This window comes from Actinomadura sp. 7K534 (genome assembly GCF_004348575.1).
Lineage (GTDB): Bacteria > Actinomycetota > Actinomycetes > Streptosporangiales > Streptosporangiaceae > Spirillospora > Spirillospora livida.
This window is the reverse complement of record NZ_SMKB01000153.1, coordinates 1-17,558: the sequence shown is the minus strand read 5'-3', so window position 1 is coordinate 17,558 and position 17,558 is coordinate 1. Positions and strand designations below refer to the sequence as shown.

General features: G+C 73.4%; 13 protein-coding genes and 1 pseudogene. 3 read left to right on the top strand and 11 right to left on the bottom strand.

The window, feature by feature from the left end; all coding sequences use genetic code 11:
* Positions 1–349: 349 nt before the first annotated feature.
* The 5 genes from E1266_RS25350 to mnmA form a co-directional block, all read right to left on the bottom strand.
* Entirely contained in the window at positions 350–2,452 is a 2,103-nt protein-coding gene (locus E1266_RS25350; protein ID WP_132051075.1) for an EAL domain-containing protein, read from the bottom strand.
* A 254-nt stretch (positions 2,453–2,706) separates the two neighbouring features.
* Positions 2,707–4,875 (bottom strand): NAD-dependent DNA ligase LigA, encoded by a 2,169-nt coding sequence (gene ligA, locus E1266_RS25345; protein WP_132051073.1) that lies wholly within the window; start codon positions 4,873–4,875, stop codon positions 2,707–2,709.
* Positions 4,876–4,926: 51 nt separating this feature from the next.
* The gene (locus E1266_RS25340; protein WP_132051071.1) at positions 4,927–5,943 is read right to left on the bottom strand and encodes a methionine synthase; all 1,017 of its coding nucleotides are present in this window, start codon (positions 5,941–5,943) and stop codon (positions 4,927–4,929) included.
* Between the two features lie 25 nt (positions 5,944–5,968).
* Entirely contained in the window at positions 5,969–6,787 is an 819-nt protein-coding gene (locus tag E1266_RS25335; protein ID WP_132051069.1) for an LLM class F420-dependent oxidoreductase, read from the bottom strand.
* A gap of 124 nt (positions 6,788–6,911) precedes the next feature.
* On the bottom strand, positions 6,912–8,042 hold the full coding sequence (gene mnmA, locus E1266_RS25330; protein ID WP_132051067.1) for a tRNA 2-thiouridine(34) synthase MnmA: 1,131 nt from the start codon (positions 8,040–8,042) through the stop codon (positions 6,912–6,914).
* Between the two features lie 67 nt (positions 8,043–8,109).
* Between mnmA and E1266_RS25325 the strand changes: the two genes are divergently transcribed.
* Positions 8,110–9,186: a DUF695 domain-containing protein gene (locus E1266_RS25325; RefSeq protein ID WP_132051065.1), complete on the top strand. Its 1,077-nt coding sequence runs from the start codon at positions 8,110–8,112 to the stop codon at positions 9,184–9,186.
* Between the two features lie 31 nt (positions 9,187–9,217).
* On the opposite strand, the gene E1266_RS25320 is transcribed toward E1266_RS25325, so the two are convergent.
* Positions 9,218–10,063 (bottom strand): DUF1206 domain-containing protein, encoded by an 846-nt coding sequence (locus E1266_RS25320; RefSeq protein WP_132051063.1) that lies wholly within the window; start codon positions 10,061–10,063, stop codon positions 9,218–9,220.
* A gap of 62 nt (positions 10,064–10,125) precedes the next feature.
* Positions 10,126–11,301: a cysteine desulfurase family protein gene (locus E1266_RS25315; protein WP_132051077.1), complete on the bottom strand. Its 1,176-nt coding sequence runs from the start codon at positions 11,299–11,301 to the stop codon at positions 10,126–10,128.
* Positions 11,302–11,450: 149 nt separating this feature from the next.
* Between E1266_RS25315 and E1266_RS25310 the strand changes: the two genes are divergently transcribed.
* Together E1266_RS25310 and E1266_RS25305 are read left to right on the top strand one after the other, a co-directional pair.
* Entirely contained in the window at positions 11,451–11,984 is a 534-nt protein-coding gene (locus E1266_RS25310) for a TetR/AcrR family transcriptional regulator (protein WP_132051061.1), read from the top strand.
* Positions 11,985–12,128: 144 nt separating this feature from the next.
* Positions 12,129–13,358 carry an MFS transporter gene (locus E1266_RS25305; protein WP_132051059.1) on the top strand — a complete coding sequence of 410 codons (1,230 nt, stop codon included), beginning with the start codon at positions 12,129–12,131 and terminating at the stop codon, positions 13,356–13,358.
* A gap of 66 nt (positions 13,359–13,424) precedes the next feature.
* Here the strand turns inward: E1266_RS25305 and E1266_RS25300 are convergent, their stop codons facing one another.
* The 4 genes and pseudogenes from E1266_RS25300 to E1266_RS38185 all read right to left on the bottom strand — a co-directional run.
* The gene (locus E1266_RS25300) at positions 13,425–14,375 is read right to left on the bottom strand and encodes an electron transfer flavoprotein subunit alpha/FixB family protein (protein ID WP_132051058.1); all 951 of its coding nucleotides are present in this window, start codon (positions 14,373–14,375) and stop codon (positions 13,425–13,427) included.
* Positions 14,376–14,398: 23 nt separating this feature from the next.
* Positions 14,399–15,178 carry an electron transfer flavoprotein subunit beta/FixA family protein gene (locus tag E1266_RS25295; RefSeq protein WP_132051056.1) on the bottom strand — a complete coding sequence of 260 codons (780 nt, stop codon included), beginning with the start codon at positions 15,176–15,178 and terminating at the stop codon, positions 14,399–14,401.
* Positions 15,179–15,454: 276 nt separating this feature from the next.
* Complete coding sequence (locus tag E1266_RS25290; RefSeq protein ID WP_132051053.1) at positions 15,455–16,723, bottom strand: hypothetical protein; 1,269 nt, start codon at positions 16,721–16,723, stop codon at positions 15,455–15,457.
* Positions 16,720–17,558, bottom strand: a pseudogene (locus tag E1266_RS38185) (hypothetical protein); the annotation flags it as partial. The gene E1266_RS25290 and the pseudogene E1266_RS38185, both read right to left, overlap by 4 nt.

The following is a 17,558-nucleotide window of genomic DNA, read 5'->3' as shown; positions in this document are numbered from 1 at the left end:
GCCCCCGCCCGTCGTCCGCGAAGAGCACTACTACGAGGACGAGTACCGCCGGGGCTACTGATCCACTTCCCAGCCCCTCGGCGTCGCCCCCTTAGCGGACAATGCGTGCGCCCGCCGCTGTCCCTGTTTGCGGTGCCCGTTGACGGTCGATCGCGGAACCTCCCGTCAACGGACACCGCAACCGGCGACGACCTCAGCCACCTCCGCAACCCCGCGACAACCTGAACAGTCGCGATCGCGTCCGAAGGCAGGTTTCGAGCGAAGCAAGAAACCTGATCGCGCAGCGAGCCCCTGGGCGAGCCGGAGCGATGCAGCGATCGCGCGCATTGCCCGTTGAAGGGAAGGCCCTCTAGGGCCTGACCGCCGAGGGCAATGCAGAACTACGCAGCCAGTCGGTGGCGGTCTCGGCGTCCATGGGGCGGCCGAAGTGCCAGCCCTGGGCGGCGTCGCAGCCCATCTCGCGGAGCATGCGGGCGGTGGCGGGGTCCTCGACGCCTTCGGCGACCGAGCGCAGGCCGAGGGTGCGGACCAGGTCGACGATGGAGCGGACGATGACGGCGTCGTCGGTGGACTCGGTGAGGCGCCCCACGAACGAGGCGTCGATCTTGATCTCCTCGACGGGCAGGCGCTTGAGGCGGACGAGCGAGGAGTACCCGGTGCCGAAGTCGTCGAGGCTGAGCGGGATGCCGAGGTCGGCGAGGGCGCTGACGGTGTCGGAGGCGTAGGCGGGCTCGTTCATCAGGATCCGCTCGGTGATCTCCAGCTGGAGGGCCGCGGCGGGGAGGCCGCGGGCGAGCAGGCCCTCCTCGATGGTCTCGGTGAGGCCGGTGTCGAGGAGGTCGCGTCCGGAGGCGTTGACGGCGACCTGGACGGTGAGGTCCTCGCGCCACCACGCGGCGGCCTGGGTGAGCGCGGCCTGCACGACGTGGTGGGTGATCGAGCGCATCAGGTAGGTCTGCTCGGCGACGGACAGGAACGCCTCCGGTTCGAGGACGCCCTTGTCGGGGTGCCGCCAGCGCAGGAGGGCCTCCATGCCGACGAGCTGGCCGTCCCGGAGGGAGATCTTCGGCTGGTAGAACAGCTCCAGCTCGGAGCGGTCGATGGCGCGGCGCAGGTCGCCGAGCATGCTGAGCCGGGCCGGGGAGTTGCGGTCCTTGGCGGGCGAGTAGATCTCGACGCCCGTGCGGGCCTCCTTGGCGTTGTACATGGCGACGTCGGCGCGCTGCAGGAGCAGCTCGAAGTCGGGTGCGTGGTCGGGGAACAGCGCGATGCCGACGCTGCCCTCCAGTTCGAACGACATGCCGTCGAGCCGGACGGGCTCGCTGAGCGCGGCCCGGAGCCGGGCCGCGACCTCGCGGGCGGCGGCCTCGTCGCGGACGGACGGCAGCAGCACCGCGAACTCGTCGCCGCCGAGCCTTGCGACGAGGTCGCCGGGCCGGACGCTGTGGGTGAGGCGGTGCGCGACGAGTTGGAGGAGGCGGTCGCCGGTGGGGTGCCCGAGGGTGTCGTTGACCTCCTTGAAGCGGTCGAGGTCGAGCAGGAACAGGCCGGCGCGGTCGTGCTGCGGCTCGCTCCTGCGGCGGCGCGGCCTGCCGACCGCGGAGCGCGGGGCGCGCTTCCCGCCGCCGCGCGCTTCGGCGAGGGCCTCCTCGGTCCGGACGATGAGGAGCTTGCGGTTCGGGAGGCCGGTGAGCCCGTCGTGCAGGGCCTGGTGCTCGCGCCGGACCGAGACGGAGGCGTTCAGGTACACGGCGATGAACGGCAGGACGATGAGGGGCACGAACAAGGCGGAGCGATCCATCGCCACGACCATCAGCGGGGCCAGCCCGAGCAGCGCGAGGTGCACGAGGACCTGGTAGCCGAGGTCGACGCGGAGCGCCTTGGCCAGCGAGATCCGCTCGTGCAGGGCGACGGCGGAGCCGACGAGCGTGTGGTTGCAGGCGAAGTAGACGGCGCCGGCGAGCGCTATCGCGGGCAGGTCGCCGCCGTCGGGCACCCACAGGGCCGTCGGGGTGGCGAGAGCGCCGAAGACCGCGAGGACGAGCTGGGCGGCGGCGAGGCTGAGGGTGTACTGGGCGGCGTTGAAGGCGATGCGGTGCGCGCTGCGGCCGCGCAGGATCCCGCAAGTGATCACGGCGATGACCTGGAGGGCGGCGGCGATCGGCAGGCCCGCGTACAGCAGCGCGGCGAACGAGAAGGTGGTGGAGGTGGTCGCGCCGTTGTTCTCCCTGGAGCCCGGGGTGATGATGGGGCGCAGCTCGCCGTAGACGATGAAGCAGCCGAGGATCCAGAAGACCGGCGCGCCGGCGAGGGCGTCCAGGTCGGCGCCGCTCAGCCCGGAGAACGCGGTGGCGCAGGCGGCCACGCCGAGCAGGATGACGACGACGAAGTAGATCCACAACGGGGAGCCGCGGCGCGGGGCCGTGTTCCGTGTGTTGTTCGGGTCCTTCATCACATCCTCGGGGGGTTCGGGGGCCGGCCCCCGGCTCCGGGCGTCCCCGGCCTCGGGGGACGCTTCCCGGGCGTTACGTCCGGAGATTTAGGTGTAGGTCGTGATGAGAGGGAGAGTACGGCCTTCGCTCAACTTCGCGAAACCGATTGCGTACGTTGCGTTATGCCCATGTCGCACCCACCCCTCACCGTTGGGTAGTTGAAGTGTACCCCTGAGTAACGCAAACCTGGTGGAAGTACCCCGAACACACCGCGTTACTCGCCGGCGCGCACCGTCACATTTCTGGCCGCATCCGGCCCCTCGGCGAGCAGGACGCGGAAGCCCTCCTCCGCCAGGACCGGAACGCCCAATTTGACGGCCTTGTCGTATTTAGACCCAGGACTGTCGCCCGCGACCAGGAAGCCCGTCTTCTTCGACACCGAGCCCGACACCTTGCCGCCGAGCCGCTGCACCGCCTCGGTCGCCGAGTCGCGGCTGTACCCCTCCAGGGATCCGGTGATCACCACCGTGACGCCCTCCAGCGGGCGCGGGCCCGCCGCCCCCTCGTCCTGCATCCGGACGCCCGCGGCCCGCCACTTCTCGACGATCTCGCGGTGCCAGTCGACCTCGAACCACGCCTTGATCGACGCGGCGATCGTCGGCCCGACCCCGTCGACCGCCGCCAGCTCCTCCTCCGAGGCGTCGGCGATCGCGTCCATCGAGCGCATCTCCCGCGCCAGGTCGCGCGCCGCCGAGGGTCCGACGTGCCGGATCGACAGCGCGACCAGCACCCGCCACAGCGGCTGCTTCTTCGCCTTCTCCAGCTCGTCGAAGAGGACCTCGACGGTCTTCTTCGGCTCGCCCTCCTTGTTGGCGAAGAACGACACCACCTTGGGCTCGCCGGTCTTCGGGTCGGTCTTGGACGTCCCCGTTCGCGGGTCGAGCACGAGGCTGCGGATCGGCAGGAGCTGCTCGACGGTCAGGTGGAACAGGTCGCCCTCGTTCTTGACCGGCGGCTCGGCCGGTTCCAGCGGCTGCGTGAGCGCGGTCGCCCCCACGTAGCCGAGCGCCTCGATGTCCAGCGCGTTGCGGCTGGCCACGAAGAACACCCGCTCGCGCAGCTGGCCGGGGCAGTACCGGGCGTTCGGGCACCGGATGTCGGCGGCGCCCTCCTTCTCGTAGGCCAGCTCGGTGCCGCACTCGGGGCAGTGCGTCGGCATCTCGAACTCGCGCTCGGACCCGTCCCGCAGCGCGGTCACCGGCGCGACGATCTCCGGGATCACGTCGCCGGCCTTGCGCAGCACGACGGTGTCGCCGACCAGCACGCCCTTGCGCTTCACCTCGCCCTCGTTGTGCAGCGTGGCGCGCTCGACGGTCGACCCGGCCACCTTGACCGGCTCCATCACGCCGTAGGGGGTGACGCGCCCGGTCCGGCCGACGCCGACCTTGATGTCGAGGAGCTTGGTGTTGACCTCCTCCGGCGGGTACTTCCACGCGATCGCCCACCGCGGCGCCCGGCTCGTGGAGCCCAGCCGCCGCTGCAATGAGAACTGGTCGACCTTGACGACCACTCCGTCGATCTCGTAGGGGGTGGCGTGCCGGTTCTCGCCGTACTCGGCGATGTACGCGCGGACGGCGTCCATCCCGTCGAGGACCCGGTACCGGTCGCTGACCGGCAGCCCCCAGCCGCGCATCAGCTCGTAGGCCCCGGACTGGCTGTCGGGCTGCGTCCCGCCGCGCCAGGCGCCGAACCCGTGCACGAGCATGCCGAGCGGCCGGTGCGCGGTGACGCGCGGGTCCTTCTGCCGGAGCGACCCCGCGGCCGCGTTGCGCGGGTTGGCGAACGGGTCCTTGCCGGCCTCCACCTGCGCGGCGTTGACCTGGTCGAACCCCTCGACCGGGAGGAAGACCTCGCCGCGGACCTCCAGGACGTCCGGCCAGCCCTCCCCCGCCAGCCGGTGCGGGATGTCGGCGATCGTGCGGACGTTGTTGGTGACGTCCTCGCCGGTGCGCCCGTCGCCGCGGGTCACCCCGCGCACGAGCCGCCCGTTCTCGTAGGTGAGCGCGATGGCCAGCCCGTCGATCTTCAGCTCGCACAGGTACCCGGCGACCTTGCCGGCCTCCTTGACGACGCGCTCGTCCCACGCCACCAGCTCGTCGGCGCTCATCGCGTTGTCGAGGCTCTGCATCCGCTCCAGGTGCTCGACGGTCGCGAAGTCGGTGACGATCGGCGCGCCCACCCGCTGCGTCGGCGAGTCGGGGGTGACCAGCTCCGGATGCCGCTCCTCCAGCTCCTGGAGCTCCCGCATCATCCGGTCGTACTCGGCGTCGGTGAGCGACGGCTGATCGAGGACGTAGTAGCGGTAGTTGGCCTCGTCGATCTCCTGGCTCAGCTCGAGATGCCGCTGCCGGGCCTCGGTGGGAACGCCGTCGCTCATGGTCATGACCCCTATTGTCGTCAACGCGTCCGACAATACGAGGCCCGCCACACCCGCCTAGGCGGCCGCTTCGAAGAGCATTCTCGCGACGTCGCGGCAGCGTGCGAGGGCCGCGCGGACGTAGCGCGGCGACGCGCCGGCCATCCCGCACGCGGGCGTGACCACGGCCTGCTCGGCCAGCCGCGCGGGCGGGAAGCCGAGCCGCCGCCACAGCTCCCGCACCGGTTCCGCGGTCGCCCGGAGGGACGGCAGAGCGGTGTCGGTGGCGGGGACCGCGCCGAGCAGGAGGCCCGTGCCGGCGTCGATCGTCTCGCCCACCGCGTCGTCGTCGCGCCGCGCCACGCGGGCCAGGTCGACCGAGATCGCCCGCGCGCCCGCCCCCCGCAGCAGGGCGAACGGGACGTTCCGCGCGCAGCAGTGCACGACCGGGTACGCGGCGCCGTCCGCGCAGACCGTGTCGATCACCGTCCGGAGCGTGTGCTCCGCGACCGGCTCCTCGATCGCCCGCAGCCGGGAGAAGCCGCTGGCGGTCGGGACCGTCCCGGCGAGGACCGCGGGCAGCGCCGGCTCGTCCAGCTGGAGCACGATCTCCGCGGCGGGCAGCCGGCGCCGGACGTCCGCGACGTGCGCGGCCACGCCCTCCGCGAGCGAGGCGGCGAGGTCGCGGACGGCGCCGGGGTCCTTGAGCGCCCGGTCGCCGTGCCGCAGCTCGATCGTGGCGGCCAGCGTCCACGGCCCGCAGACCTGGATCTTGAAGGGCCCGTCGTGCGCCGCGGCGAGCTCCTCCAGGACGTCCAGGTCCCGGGCGAGGTGGTCGCGGGAGCGGACCGTGTCGCGCCCCGGGCGGTCGGCGAACCGCCACCCGGACGGCTCCAGGTGCACCGGCATCTCGACCAGCAGCCCGGCCGTCCGGCCCGTCATGTCGGCGCCCGGGCCCCGCGCGGGCAGTTCCGGCAGGTGCGGCAGCTCCGGCAGCTCGCCGAGGACGATCCGCAGCGCCTCCGCCGGATCTTCACCGGGACACGACCCGATCCCGGTCGCGGTCCCGGTCTGCCACGGGTAGCTCGTCGTCACACGTGGAACCCTACCGGCGCGGCGATCACAGCAGTTCGGCGAGCCGGTCCAGGTAGCGGAGCGTGTCGTCCTCGGGCAGGGTCTTCAGGTTGAACAGGACCTCGTCCACACCGGCGCCCCGCAGCTCCTCGACCGTGCCGGGGTCGCGCGGCACGCCGAACAGCGTCACCGGGACGCGCCGGCCGGCCCGCTCCCGCAGCTCGGTGATCTGCGCCGCCAGCGCGTCGGTGTTGCGGCCGTAGATCGGCATCCAGCCGTCGCCGAACTCCACGACCCGGTCGAAGGTCGTCGGCCCGGAGCCGCCGATCATGACGGGCGGGTGCGGGTCCTGGACGGGCTTGGGGTAGGAGAACACCGGGTCGAAGTCGACGAACTCGCCGTGGAACTCGGCCTCGTCCTTCGTCCACAGTTCCTTGATCGCCAGCACGCGTTCGCGGAGCAGCCGCATCCGGGTCGCCGGCTCGGTGCCGTGGTTGCGCATCTCCTCGCGGTTCCAGCCGGCGCCGACCCCGAACACGGCCCGCCCGCCGGAGACCAGGTCGAGCGAGGCGACCTCCTTCGCGAGCAGGATCGGGTCGCGCTGGATCACCAGCGCGATGCCGGTGCCGACGCGCAGCCGCTCCGTCACGGTCGCGGCGGCGGTGAGCGCGACGAGCGGGTCGAGCGTCCGGTAGTAGTGGCGCGGCAGGTCGCCTCCGCCCGGCCAGGGCGTCTCCCGCTTCACGGGGATGTGCGTGTGCTCGGCCAGGTACAGCGACGCGAACCCGCGCTCCTCCAGGGCCCGCCCCAGTGCGGCGGGCGCGATCCCGTCATCGGTCACGAACGTCGAAACACCAAATTCCACGACAGCAAGCCTATTGCAGGCTCAACCATCGCCGACCCCCAGGCGCTGCGATCGCGTGCGAAGCCGGTTTCGAGCCTGCGAGAAACCGATCGCGCAGCGAGCCGCAAGGCGAGACGGAGCGATGCTAGCGATCGCCGCAGTGCCCGTTGAAGGAGGGCGCCCCAGCGCCCGACGCCGAGGGGGCTGCTAGGGAAACAGTCGCGGAGGCTAGGACGCGGTCGCCGTCGTACAGGACGGCGGCCTGGCCCGGCGCCACGCCGCGCGCCGGGGCGGCCAGCCGGACGCGCAGGCGGTCGCCGTCCGCCTCGGCCGTGCAGGCGTAGACCTCGCCGTGCGCGCGGAGCTGCACCTCGCAGTCGAACGGGCCGTCGCGGACGTCGCTCAGCCACACCGTACGCTCGCCGGCGATCTCGGTGACGTCCAGCGACTCGCGCGGCCCGACGGTCACGGTGTTCGTCACCGGGGAGATGTCCAGGACGTAGCGGGGCCGCCCGTCGGGTGCCGGGGTGCCGATGCGGAGGCCCTTGCGCTGGCCGATCGTGTAGGCGTAGGCGCCCTCGTGCTCGCCGACCTCGTTGCCGTCGGTGTCGACGATCGGGCCGGGCGCCGTACCGAGCCGCTCGGCCAGGAAGCCCCGGGTGTCGCCGTCGGCGATGAAGCAGATGTCGTGGCTGTCGGGCTTGTCGGCCACCTGCAGGCCGCGCCGCTCCGCCTCGCGCCGGATGTCGGCCTTGGACGTGTCGCCGAGCGGGAACAGGGCGTGGGCGAGCTGCTCGGGGGTGCACACGGCCAGCACGTACGACTGGTCCTTGCCGGCGTCGACCCCGCGCCGCAGGACGGGGGCCGGGCCGGCGGCGTCCAGCCGCGCGTAGTGGCCGGTGCAGACCGCGTCGAAGCCGAGGGCCATCGCGCGGTCCAGCAGCGCCGCGAACTTGATCTTCTCGTTGCAGCGCAGGCACGGGTTCGGGGTGCGGCCCGCCGCGTACTCGCTGACGAAGTCCTCCACCACGTCGCGGTGGAAGCGCTCGGCGAGGTCCCAGACGTAGAACGGGATGCCGATCACGTCGGCGGCGCGGCGCGCGTCCCTGGAGTCCTCCAGGGTGCAGCAGCCGCGGGCCCCCGTACGGTAGGACTGGGGGTTGCTGGACAGGGCCATGTGGACGCCGGTGACGTCGTGCCCCGCCTCGGCGGCGCGGGCGGCGGCCACGGCGGAGTCGACGCCGCCGGACATGGCGGCGAGTACGCGCAAAGTCATAGTCCTTCGAGCGTACGCGGCGTGGCCCGATCCCCTGACGGCATTTACGCGTACGATTGGGGCCGCTATGGGAATCTTCCGTCGTCCGCGCGAGGCATCACCGGTGACACCGCCCGCGATCAGCGAGTTCTGGGAGTGGTGGGCACAGGCGCGCCCGACGATCGAGGCGTCGCTGGCCGCCGGGCCGGACCAGCCCGAGCCGGAGACGCCCGGCGAGGGCCTGTCCGCGGAGGCGATCGAGGAGCTGTCCCGCCGCGTCCACCGGATCCACTCCGCGCTGCAGTGGGAGATCGGCGGCGCCGAGGACCGCGCGCCCTCGCTCACCGTGACCGGCGGCGGCGCCCCCGAGCTGCGCGGGCTGACCGAGCGCTGGGCGCGGTCCGCGCCGTCCGGCGCGGCGGCCGGCGGATGGAGCTTCCACCCGGCGCGCCAGCCCGACCCCGAGATGCTCGCCCAGGACCTCGCCCTCGGCGACCACGAGTTCGACCTGGAGTACGTCCGGCTCGGCATGCGCGCCGACACCGACCGGGCCCGCGTGCACATCACCGCCTACCATCCCGACTTCCTGTTCGTGTCGGAGGAGCAGCAGCTCCAGGTCGCGCTGAACGTCCTGCACTGGGCCCTCGGCGAGGACGACGTCGCCCGCTGGATCGGCGAGGTGACCATCGCCACCGAGGCGCCGATCGACTCGCTGCCGCCGTCGATGCTGGCCGCGGTCGTCGAGCAGGTCGCCGAGCCGTTCGCCGAGCCCGCCTGGCTCACCGGCGAGGGCCGCACGCCGCGCGGGCACCCCGCCCGGCTGGGCGCCCGGTTCCCGCTGCACCGCCAGGACTACCCGCTCTGCGACCTGCACGTGGCGATCAGCGTCCCGTACGCGAACAGCAACCCCGACCGGCTGCCCGTCGAGCCGTCGTCGGGCGCGCTGCGCGCCTTCGAGAAGAAGCTCGCCAAGCTCGGCGACCGCGCCGTCCTCGCCGTCCACGAGACCGGCGACGGGCTCCGCGTCTTCCACCTCTACGCCGATCCCGACTCCGGGGTCATCTCCGAGCTGGACCAGCTCGCCGCCGCGTGGCCGGAGGGCAAGGCCAAGGTCGCCTCCACCAGCGATCCCGGCTGGCGCGCCCTGGCTCCCTACCAGCCCTGAGACGCCGGGCGTCGACCGGCCGGGCGCGGCTTCACCAGCTCGGGCCCGAGGCGTCGACCTTGCGCCAGCGGGCCTCGCAGAACGAGTAGAGGCCGAAGACGAGCAGGCCGGCGGCCACGGCGAGCAGGCCCCAGGTCCCGGCGGGGCTGTCGGCGAACTCGCGGAGGGTGCCGTCCAGGCCCTTGGCCTTGTCCGGCTGGAACGTGATGGCCGCGTAGCCGAGGAACACGCCGACGCCCGCACCGATGAGGCCGCGCGCGGTGTTGCCCGCGATCCCGAACGGCTGCACGAAGCGGCGCGCGGCCCGGCTCATCCGGCCGGTGTCCAGCTCCTCCAGGAACCCGCGGCGGACGGCGTTGACGATCACGACCCCGCCCCACACCAGGAACCCCGCCGCGACGGCCAGGACGAGCCACCGGCCGCCGGGCTCGCCCATCGCCCGCGCGGTGAACGTCTGGGACTGCTTGTCGCTGGACGTGCCCTGGTGCCCGAACAGGAACATGAGGGTCACCGCGGCACCGCCCGCGTAGACGACGCTGCGGGCCGCCGAACCCAGCCGCTCGTGGAACTTGTGGCCGTCCGGCACGGGACGCCCGTACAGCACCTCGGCGAGCTGCCAGACGGCGAGCGCCGCGAACCCGGCCGCCATCAGCCACAGGACGACCATCCCGCCGGGCCCGTCCGCGACCATCTGGAGGGCGCCCTTGCGCTCGGCCTCCTTGCCGCCGCCGTCACCGAACCCGACCCGGAGCGCCAGCCAGCCGATGAGCAGGTAGAGGAGCCCGCGGGCGACGAGCCCGACCCGGGACAGGTGGTGGAACCACGGGTGCCCGGCCGCCCTGCGGCCCGCCTGCTTGACATCGCCTTCCGTCGCCATCGCGCTCCCTTTCCCTCACGGACGGCAAGGCTGTCCCCGCTAAAGGAATGGTCAAACGCGGGTCAGCCGAGACCTGCGCGGCGGGCGCGCTCGACCACCGGGCCGATCGCGTCGGCGAGGGCCTTGACGTCGGCCTCGGTGGAGGTGTGGCCGAGGGTGAAGCGGAGGGAGCCGCGGGCGCGGTCCGCCCCGGTGCCCATCGCCATCAGCACGTGGCTGGGCTGGGAGACGCCCGCGGAGCAGGCCGAGCCCGTGGAGCAGGCGATGCCGCGGGCGTCCAGCAGCATGAGCAGGGCGTCGCCCTCGCAGCCGGGGAAGGAGAAGTGCGCGTTGCCCGGCAGCCGGTCGACCGGGTCGCCGTTCAGGATCGCGTCGGGCACGGCGGCGCGGACGGCCTCGATCAGCCGGTCGCGCAGCTCGGTAAGGCGCCGCGCCTCGGCCTCCCGGTGCGCGACCGTGGCCTGGACGGCGGCGGCGAACCCGGCGATCGCGGGCGCGTCGAGCGTCCCGGACCGGACGTCGCGCTCCTGGCCGCCGCCGTGCAGCAGCGGGACCGGGTCGAGGAAGACGGGCTCTTTCGGCTTGGCCAGCAGCAGCGCGCCGACGCCGAGCGGGCCGCCTAGCTTGTGCCCGGTGAGGGTGAGCGCCTGCGCGCCGCTCGCGGCGAACCGGACGGGCAGCGTCCCGGCCGCCTGGACGGCGTCGGTGTGCAGCGGGACGCCGCGCTCGCGCGCCGCGGCGGCCAGTTCGGCGACGGGCTGGACAGTGCCGACCTCGTTGTTGGCCCACATCACGGTCGCGAGCGCCACGTCGTCGCCGGAGCCCATCGCCTCCAGCAGCGCCTCGGGACGGACGCGCCCCCGCTCGTCCACCGGGATCCAGTCGACCCGCGCGCCCTCGTGGTCTTCGAGCCAGCGCACGGCGTCCATCACGGCATGGTGCTCGACCTCGCCGGCCAGCACGCGGTTCCGGACGGGGTCGGCGGCGCGCCGGGCCCAGAAGATCCCCTTGACGGCGAGGTTGTCGGCCTCGGTGCCGCCGGAGGTGAACACGACCTCGCTCGGGCGGGCGCCGAACGCCTCGGCGATGATCTCGCGGGACTCCTCGACGACCCGGCGGGCGTGCCGGCCGACCGCGTGCAGCGAGGACGGGTTCCCGAGCTCGCGCAGCCGGGCGGTCATCGCCTCGATCGCCTCGGGCAGCATCGGGGTCGTCGCCGCATGGTCGAGGTAGGTCACCACGGGGTCAACAGTATCCGCGGCACTCGTGTTCCCCGCCGCTGCCCGGGGGTTTGCGGGCGTTCCGCGGACCGGCGCGCGGCCCGGGAATGGCGCAGCGGCAGGCGGCGTTGGCCCGTATACCGTCCAGACGGTACAGTACGAGGATCATGATGAAGAACGCCCTCCTTGACGCCGCCGAGGCCGTCCTCTCCGAGCAGGGGACGCAGGCGCTGACGCTCAACGCGGTCGCCGACCGCGCGGGCGTCAGCAAGGGAGGGCTGCTCTACCACTTCCCCACCAAGGACGCGCTCGTCCGGGCGATGGTGGCGCGGGTCATCGAGGAGTTCGACGACCTGATCGCGTCCTACCTCGCCTCCTACGGCGACGGCGTACCGGGCGCCTACACCCGGGCCTACGTCGAGGCCACGTTCGAGATCCTGACCGGTGAGGCCCGCTCCTACCGGCGCTGGTCGGCCATCACGGCCGCCGCGGCCGACCCGGAGCAGGCCGAGCCGCTGAGCGAGGCGATGCGGCGCTGGCACGGCCGCGATCCCGCGGAGGATCCCGACCCGGGCACCGCGGCGGTGGTCCGGCTGGCGGCCGAAGGGCTCTGGGAAGTGCTCAGCCATGATCCCGCGCTGTACGACGCGGACCAGCTCGAAGCCCTGAGGCGGCGGCTGCTGGGCCTGCTGGAGCGATAGGGCCCGGCGCGCACTGCGCCGGGGGAACCACCGGATGTCTGGGCCGAGACCGGCCTGGAACGTTCCATGATCTTCGTCACACCGTCCCGCCACGAGGTGCGCCCCGGCGAACCGGGAGACGCCGAGCCGAGAAAGAGGTGAACCATGCTGTCCCGCGCCCGTACGGGGACGTTCCTGACCTTCGCGCTGGCGGGCCTGCTGATCGGAGTGTGGGTGGCGCGCCTGCCCGCGCTGGCCGCGAAGTTCGGGGCCGGCGAGGGCGAGGTCGGCATCGTCGTCCTCGTCTGGGGGCTCGGCGCGGTCGTGGCCATGCAGGCGCTGCGCGGGCTGATGTCCCGCGCCGGCAGCCGCGCCGTCCTGCGGGCCGCGCTGCCGCTGACCTCGCTGTCGTTCGCGGCCGTGGCGCTCGCGCCCAGCTACGGCCTGCTGCTCGGCGCCGTCGTGCTGTTCGGGATGGCGTTCGGCGTCACCGACATCGCGATGAACGCGCAGGGCAGCGTCGTCGAGCGGGCCTACCGCCGGCCCGTGATGAGCGGTATGCACGCCGGCTGGTGCGTCGGCGCGATGAGCGGCGGAGTGTTCGGCATCGGCACGGCGGCGGCCGGGCTGGGGTTCACCGCGACCGTGCTGGCCGCCGCGCTGCTGGCGCTGCCCGCCGGCCTCGCGCTCGGCCGCACCTACCTGCCCGACCCGCCCCGCCCGGCCGCCGCGGCCGCCGGGCCGGGACGCGGCGGGCGCCGCATGCCCGCCGCCGTGTACCTGATCGGCGTGCTCGGCTTCCTCGCGTTCATGACCGAGGGGTCGATCGCCGACTGGAGCGGCCTGTTCCTGCACGAGGAGATGGGCGCCGGCGAGGCGGTCGCGGCGGCCGGGTACCCGGTGTTCGAGCTGGCGATGCTGCTCGGCCGGCTCGTCGGCGACCGGGTCCGCACGCGCGTCGGCACCCGGCGGCTGCTGACCGGCGCGGGGCTCGGCACCGCGATCGGCATGACCGTCGTCGTGCTGTCCCCGGGCCCGGCCGTCGCGATCGCCGGGTTCTTCCTGACCGGGCTGGTGGTCTGCACGGTCGTCCCGACGGCGATCTCGCTGGCCGGCACCGCCGCCCCGGACCGTCCCGCCGCGGCCGTCGCGCAGGTCGGCGCGATGGGCTACGGCGGGCTCCTGCTCGGCCCGGTCGTGGTCGGCTTCCTGGCGGAGGCCACGTCGCTGCGGGTCGGCGTGGGGTCGGTCATCGTCCTGGCGCTGGTCATCGCCGCCGGGGCCCACTTCGTCCGGCTCGGCGCGGACGCGGACGTCACCGCCACGGCGGCGCCCGCCGAGGCCCCCGCGGCGGCGGACCCGAACGACACCCGGCCTGAACCCGTCCCGGCCTGATCCGCCCCGAGACGCGCGTGAGCCCCGGCGACACAGGTCGTCGGGGCTCACGCGTTCACGCGAGACTCACTTGCGCTTGTTGATCTCTTCGGTGAGCTGCGGCGCGACCTGGAAAAGGTCGCCCACAAGGCCGTAGTCGACGAGCTCGAAGATCGGCGCCTCGGGGTCCTTGTTGATGGCGACGATGGTCTTCGAGGTCTGCATGCCGGCCCGGTGCTGGATGGCGCCGGAGATGCCGACCGCGATGTACAGCTGCGGCGACACCGTCTTGCCGGTCTGCCCGACCTGGAACGAGTGCGGGTACCACCCGGCGTCGGTCGCGGCGCGGGACGCGCCGACCGCCGCGCCGAGCGAGTCGGCCAGCCCCTCGATGATCGAGAAGTTGTCGGCGCCGCCGACGCCGCGGCCGCCGGAGACCACGATCGCGGCCTCGGTCAGGTCCGGGCGCTCGCCCTTCTCCTGGACGACCTTCTCCACGATCCGGGCGCCCTTGTCGGCGTCCGACAGGGCGACCGAGACCTGCTCCTCCACCGGGCTGGCGGCGGACGCCTCCGGGGCCACCGAGTTCGGCCGCACGGCGATGATCGGCGTGCCGGTGCGCACCTTGGCGTGCGCGATGATCGCGCCACCGAAGATGGAGTGCTCGGCGACGAAGCCGTCGGTGACGTCCACGACGTCGGTGAGCACACCGGAGCCGGTCTTGACCGCGAGCCGGCCGGCGACCTCCTTGCCCTCGCCGGTCGCGGCGACGAGCACCGCGGCGGGGGACTTGTCCGCGACGAGCTGCGCGAGCAGCGCGGCCTTCGGGGCGACGACGTAGGAGGTGAGCTCCTCGTCGGCGGCCACGTAGACCTTCCCGGCGCCGTACTCGGCGAGCCGGTCCTTCGCGTTCTCGTAGCCCGGGCCGACCCATACCGCGGCGGCCTCGCCGAGCCGGTTCGCCAGCGTCAGCAGTTCGAGCGTGACCTTCTTGACCTCACCGTCGACATGGTCGACGAGGACGAGAATCTCCGCCATTGTTCGTTAATCCCCTTCCCCGGTCAGACGAACTTCTTCGACGCGAGGAACTCGGCGATCCGCGCGCCGCCGTCGCCCTCGTCGGTGACGATCTCACCCTTGGCGCGCGGCGGCGCCTCGGCGAAGTCGACCACCTCGGTGGCGGCGTTCGCCAGGCCCACCTGCGAGGCGTCGATGCCGGCGTCGCCCAGGCCGAGCGTCTCGACCGGCTTCTTCTTGGCCGCCATGATCCCCTTGAACGAGGGGTAGCGCGGCTCGTTGATCTTCTCGACGACGCTGACGACCGCGGGCAGGCTCGCCTCGACGCGGTCGAAGCCGTAGTCGGTCTGCCGCTGCGCCTTGATGGCCGTCCCCTCGATCTCGACCTTGTTGGCGAGCGAGACCTGCGGGACGCCGAGCCGCTCGGCGAGCATCGCGGCGAGGACGCCGGTGCGCGCGTCGGTGGACTCCGAGCCGAGGATCACCAGGTCGAAGCCGGTGCGGCCGAGGGCCTGCTGGATGGCGTAGGACGTCTGCAGCGCGTCGGAGCCGGCGAGGCCGTCGTCGACGAGGTGCACGGCCTTGTCGGCGCCCATGGCCAGGGACTTGCGGATCGAGTCGGTCGCCTTGTCGGGGCCCATGGTCAGAACGGTCACCTCGCCGCCCTGGGCCTCCTTGATGCGCAGCGCCTCTTCGATCGCGTACTCATCGAGCTCGTTGATGACGCCGTCAGCCGCGGCGCGGTCGAGCGTGCTGTCATCGGACTTCAGCTTGCGCGGGCTCTCCGTATCGGGAACCTGCTTCACCAGGACGACGATGTTCATGGCCGGTGGCCGACCTCCCTGCACTCAGTTGGCCGCTTGGTGAGCGGCAGAGGGGCGCCGCCCCTGGGCGGGTCGACGCGGACGTGCGTTTTCGAAGTCACAGCCTGCCAAACACCCGAACGTGCTTCGGAGCCGGGTCCCTGATACGGCCGTGCACGTACTATGTTACTTGCCAGTAGCACACTGGCAAATTCCAGCTTGTGAGACCTTACCCACCTGGCCGCCGGGTTTGCCGGGTCGGCGGCGTTCCGGATCCGGCGTGACGCACTTCACGCCTCAGAATCTGTTGACGGCGGTCTGCAGCCGGTCCATGGTGCCCTCCACCGAGCCCTGCAGCCCGTACATCGGGGAGAAGCTCGGCGTCAGCGCCAGCGCGCCGACCCCCGCGAGCAGGGCGAGGCCGCCGAGGACGGCGACCGCCGCCGCGAGGCGCCGGGGCCGCCGCACGACCGGCAGGAACATCAGCTCCAGCTGCCGCCGGGGAGCGCTGACGCCCGGGCCCGTCCACAGCACCGCGGCACCGGCACCGGCTCCGAACGCGGCGGCGCTGAGCGAGTCGATCTCGCCGCCGAACGCCGACACCGCGACCAGCCCCAGCGGGACGGCGACCGTGGCCGCCGCCGCGTACGGGACGGTCAGCAGCGTCCGCCCGAGCGCCAGCGGCCGGCTCGGCTCCCACGCCGCCCGCAGCAGGGTCACGGCACCGAGCGTCAGCAGAAGACCCGCGATCGGCGCGATGACGGCCAGCGCGACCGCGATCACCACGACCATCGCCGCGAGCAGCCGCGCCCAGCCGCGGGCGACGGCCGGGCCGCGTGCCCGGAGGGCCGTTCCCGGTTCCCGCTCGCCTGCGTGCGGGCCGGGGGCCGGGACGGGCCGCGGGGAGAGCGGCTCGGCGGACGGCCGGGCGGACGGGACGGCCGGCAGGTCCAGCCGGGACAACGCCTCCACCAGCGCGGCCGCCGCGGGCCGCGCGGCGGGATCGGTCGCGGCGGCCGCGGCGACCAGCGGGCGCAGGTCGGCGGGAAGCCCCTCGGTCCGGGTTCCCTCTGCGGACGTCCCGGTGGCCGCGAACGTCACGGCCGCGGCCCAGGCCCGGACGTCTCCGGCGGCATCGGCATCCGCGTCGAGCCCGAAGTCGACGACGACGGGCGCGCCGTCCACCACCAGGATCGTCTCAGGGCCGAGCCTGCCGTGCGCGAGGCCGGTCGCGTGGACGGCGTCGAGCGCCTTGGCCAGCCCGAAGGCGAGGCGGCGCAGCTCGGCGCCCGCTACCGGCCCCTGCTCGGCGACCGTCTCCGCGAGCGGCCGCCCGGGGACGAACCGGGCCACGACGTAGGGCTGCGGACCGGCGGGCTCGCCGTCCAGGACGTCCACCACGTAGGGGCTCAGCACCTCGCGCATCCGGGCGATGTCGGGCGCCGCGTCCGGCGGGAGCAGCCTGATCGCCACGTCGCGGCCGTCCGGCCCGGCGGCGCGGCGGACGGCGCCGGTCCCGCCGCCCGGCCGGGTCAGCAGCCGGTAGGCGCCGATCCGCTCCATCACAGGCCCGGGATTCCGGAGACGAGGTCGCGGACGTCGGCGCGCAGGCTCTCCAGGTCCTGGCTCATGCCGTCCAGCGGGGTCGTGTCGGGCGGCTGCTCCTGGGACAGCACGACCAGGACGCCCGCGAAGATCCCGAGGATCAGGGCGGCGGCCAGCGCGGCCTCGGCGCGCGGCAGGAGCGCGCCCCAGATCCGGGCGAGCTGCCGCCTGGGCGGGCCGCTGCCCGGTGCGAGGCACAGCAGCAAGATCACCGCCATGGCGGAGTAGGCGATGGCCTTGGACGCGGTCATGCCGGAATTGGCGAAGACGAGGACGCCGAGGAGGATCACTCCCGCCGTGAGGCTGAGCGACGTCCACAGCACGGTGGACATCAGCGCGCCCGGCAGGTGCAGCGGTGTGCGGAACGCCGCCGCGACCGCGTCGCCGGACCGCGGGCCGCGCCGCGTCTGGCGTCCCTCCATGCCCTGGGCGGCCTTGTCCGCCATCCGCAGGACGAGCACGCCGCCGATCGTGACCAGCAGCGCGAGCAGCGGCACGATGTTCGCGAAGCCGAGCAGCGCCACCAGGACGATGAAGCCGAGCAGCCGGTACCAGCCGTAGGGCTTGCGGCGCTCCCGGTCGCGGTCCGCGCCCCGCGCCTGGTCGGCGCGCCGCTGCGCGTCCTGCGTCCGCTGGTCGTGGGGGGCGCCCTGCTCGGGGCCGCGCTGCAGCGCTCCGGGCGGCGGCTGGTTCGGCGGCGGGCCGTACTGCGGCGGGTATCCGCCCTGGGCGTACGGGTCGGCCGGCGGGTAGCCGCGGCCCTGGAACTGCTCCCCCGCCTTGAAGGGGGCGGGAC

Bases quoted from the DNA above. Each gene is read 5' to 3' on its own strand.
- E1266_RS25350 (WP_132051075.1), bottom strand. From the start codon at position 2,452: ATGAAGGACCCGAACAACACACGGAACACGGCCCCGCGCCGCGGCTCC.
- E1266_RS25320 (WP_132051063.1), bottom strand. From the start codon at position 10,063: ATGGCGACGGAAGGCGATGTCAAGCAGGCGGGCCGCAGGGCGGCCGGG.
- E1266_RS25295 (WP_132051056.1), bottom strand. From the start codon at position 15,178: ATGAACATCGTCGTCCTGGTGAAGCAGGTTCCCGATACGGAGAGCCCG.
- E1266_RS25305 (WP_132051059.1), top strand. From the start codon at position 12,129: ATGCTGTCCCGCGCCCGTACGGGGACGTTCCTGACCTTCGCGCTGGCG.
- E1266_RS25310 (WP_132051061.1), top strand. From the start codon at position 11,451: ATGATGAAGAACGCCCTCCTTGACGCCGCCGAGGCCGTCCTCTCCGAG.
- ligA (WP_132051073.1), bottom strand. From the start codon at position 4,875: ATGACCATGAGCGACGGCGTTCCCACCGAGGCCCGGCAGCGGCATCTC.
- mnmA (WP_132051067.1), bottom strand. From the start codon at position 8,042: ATGACTTTGCGCGTACTCGCCGCCATGTCCGGCGGCGTCGACTCCGCC.
- E1266_RS25300 (WP_132051058.1), bottom strand. From the start codon at position 14,375: ATGGCGGAGATTCTCGTCCTCGTCGACCATGTCGACGGTGAGGTCAAG.
- E1266_RS25325 (WP_132051065.1), top strand. From the start codon at position 8,110: ATGGGAATCTTCCGTCGTCCGCGCGAGGCATCACCGGTGACACCGCCC.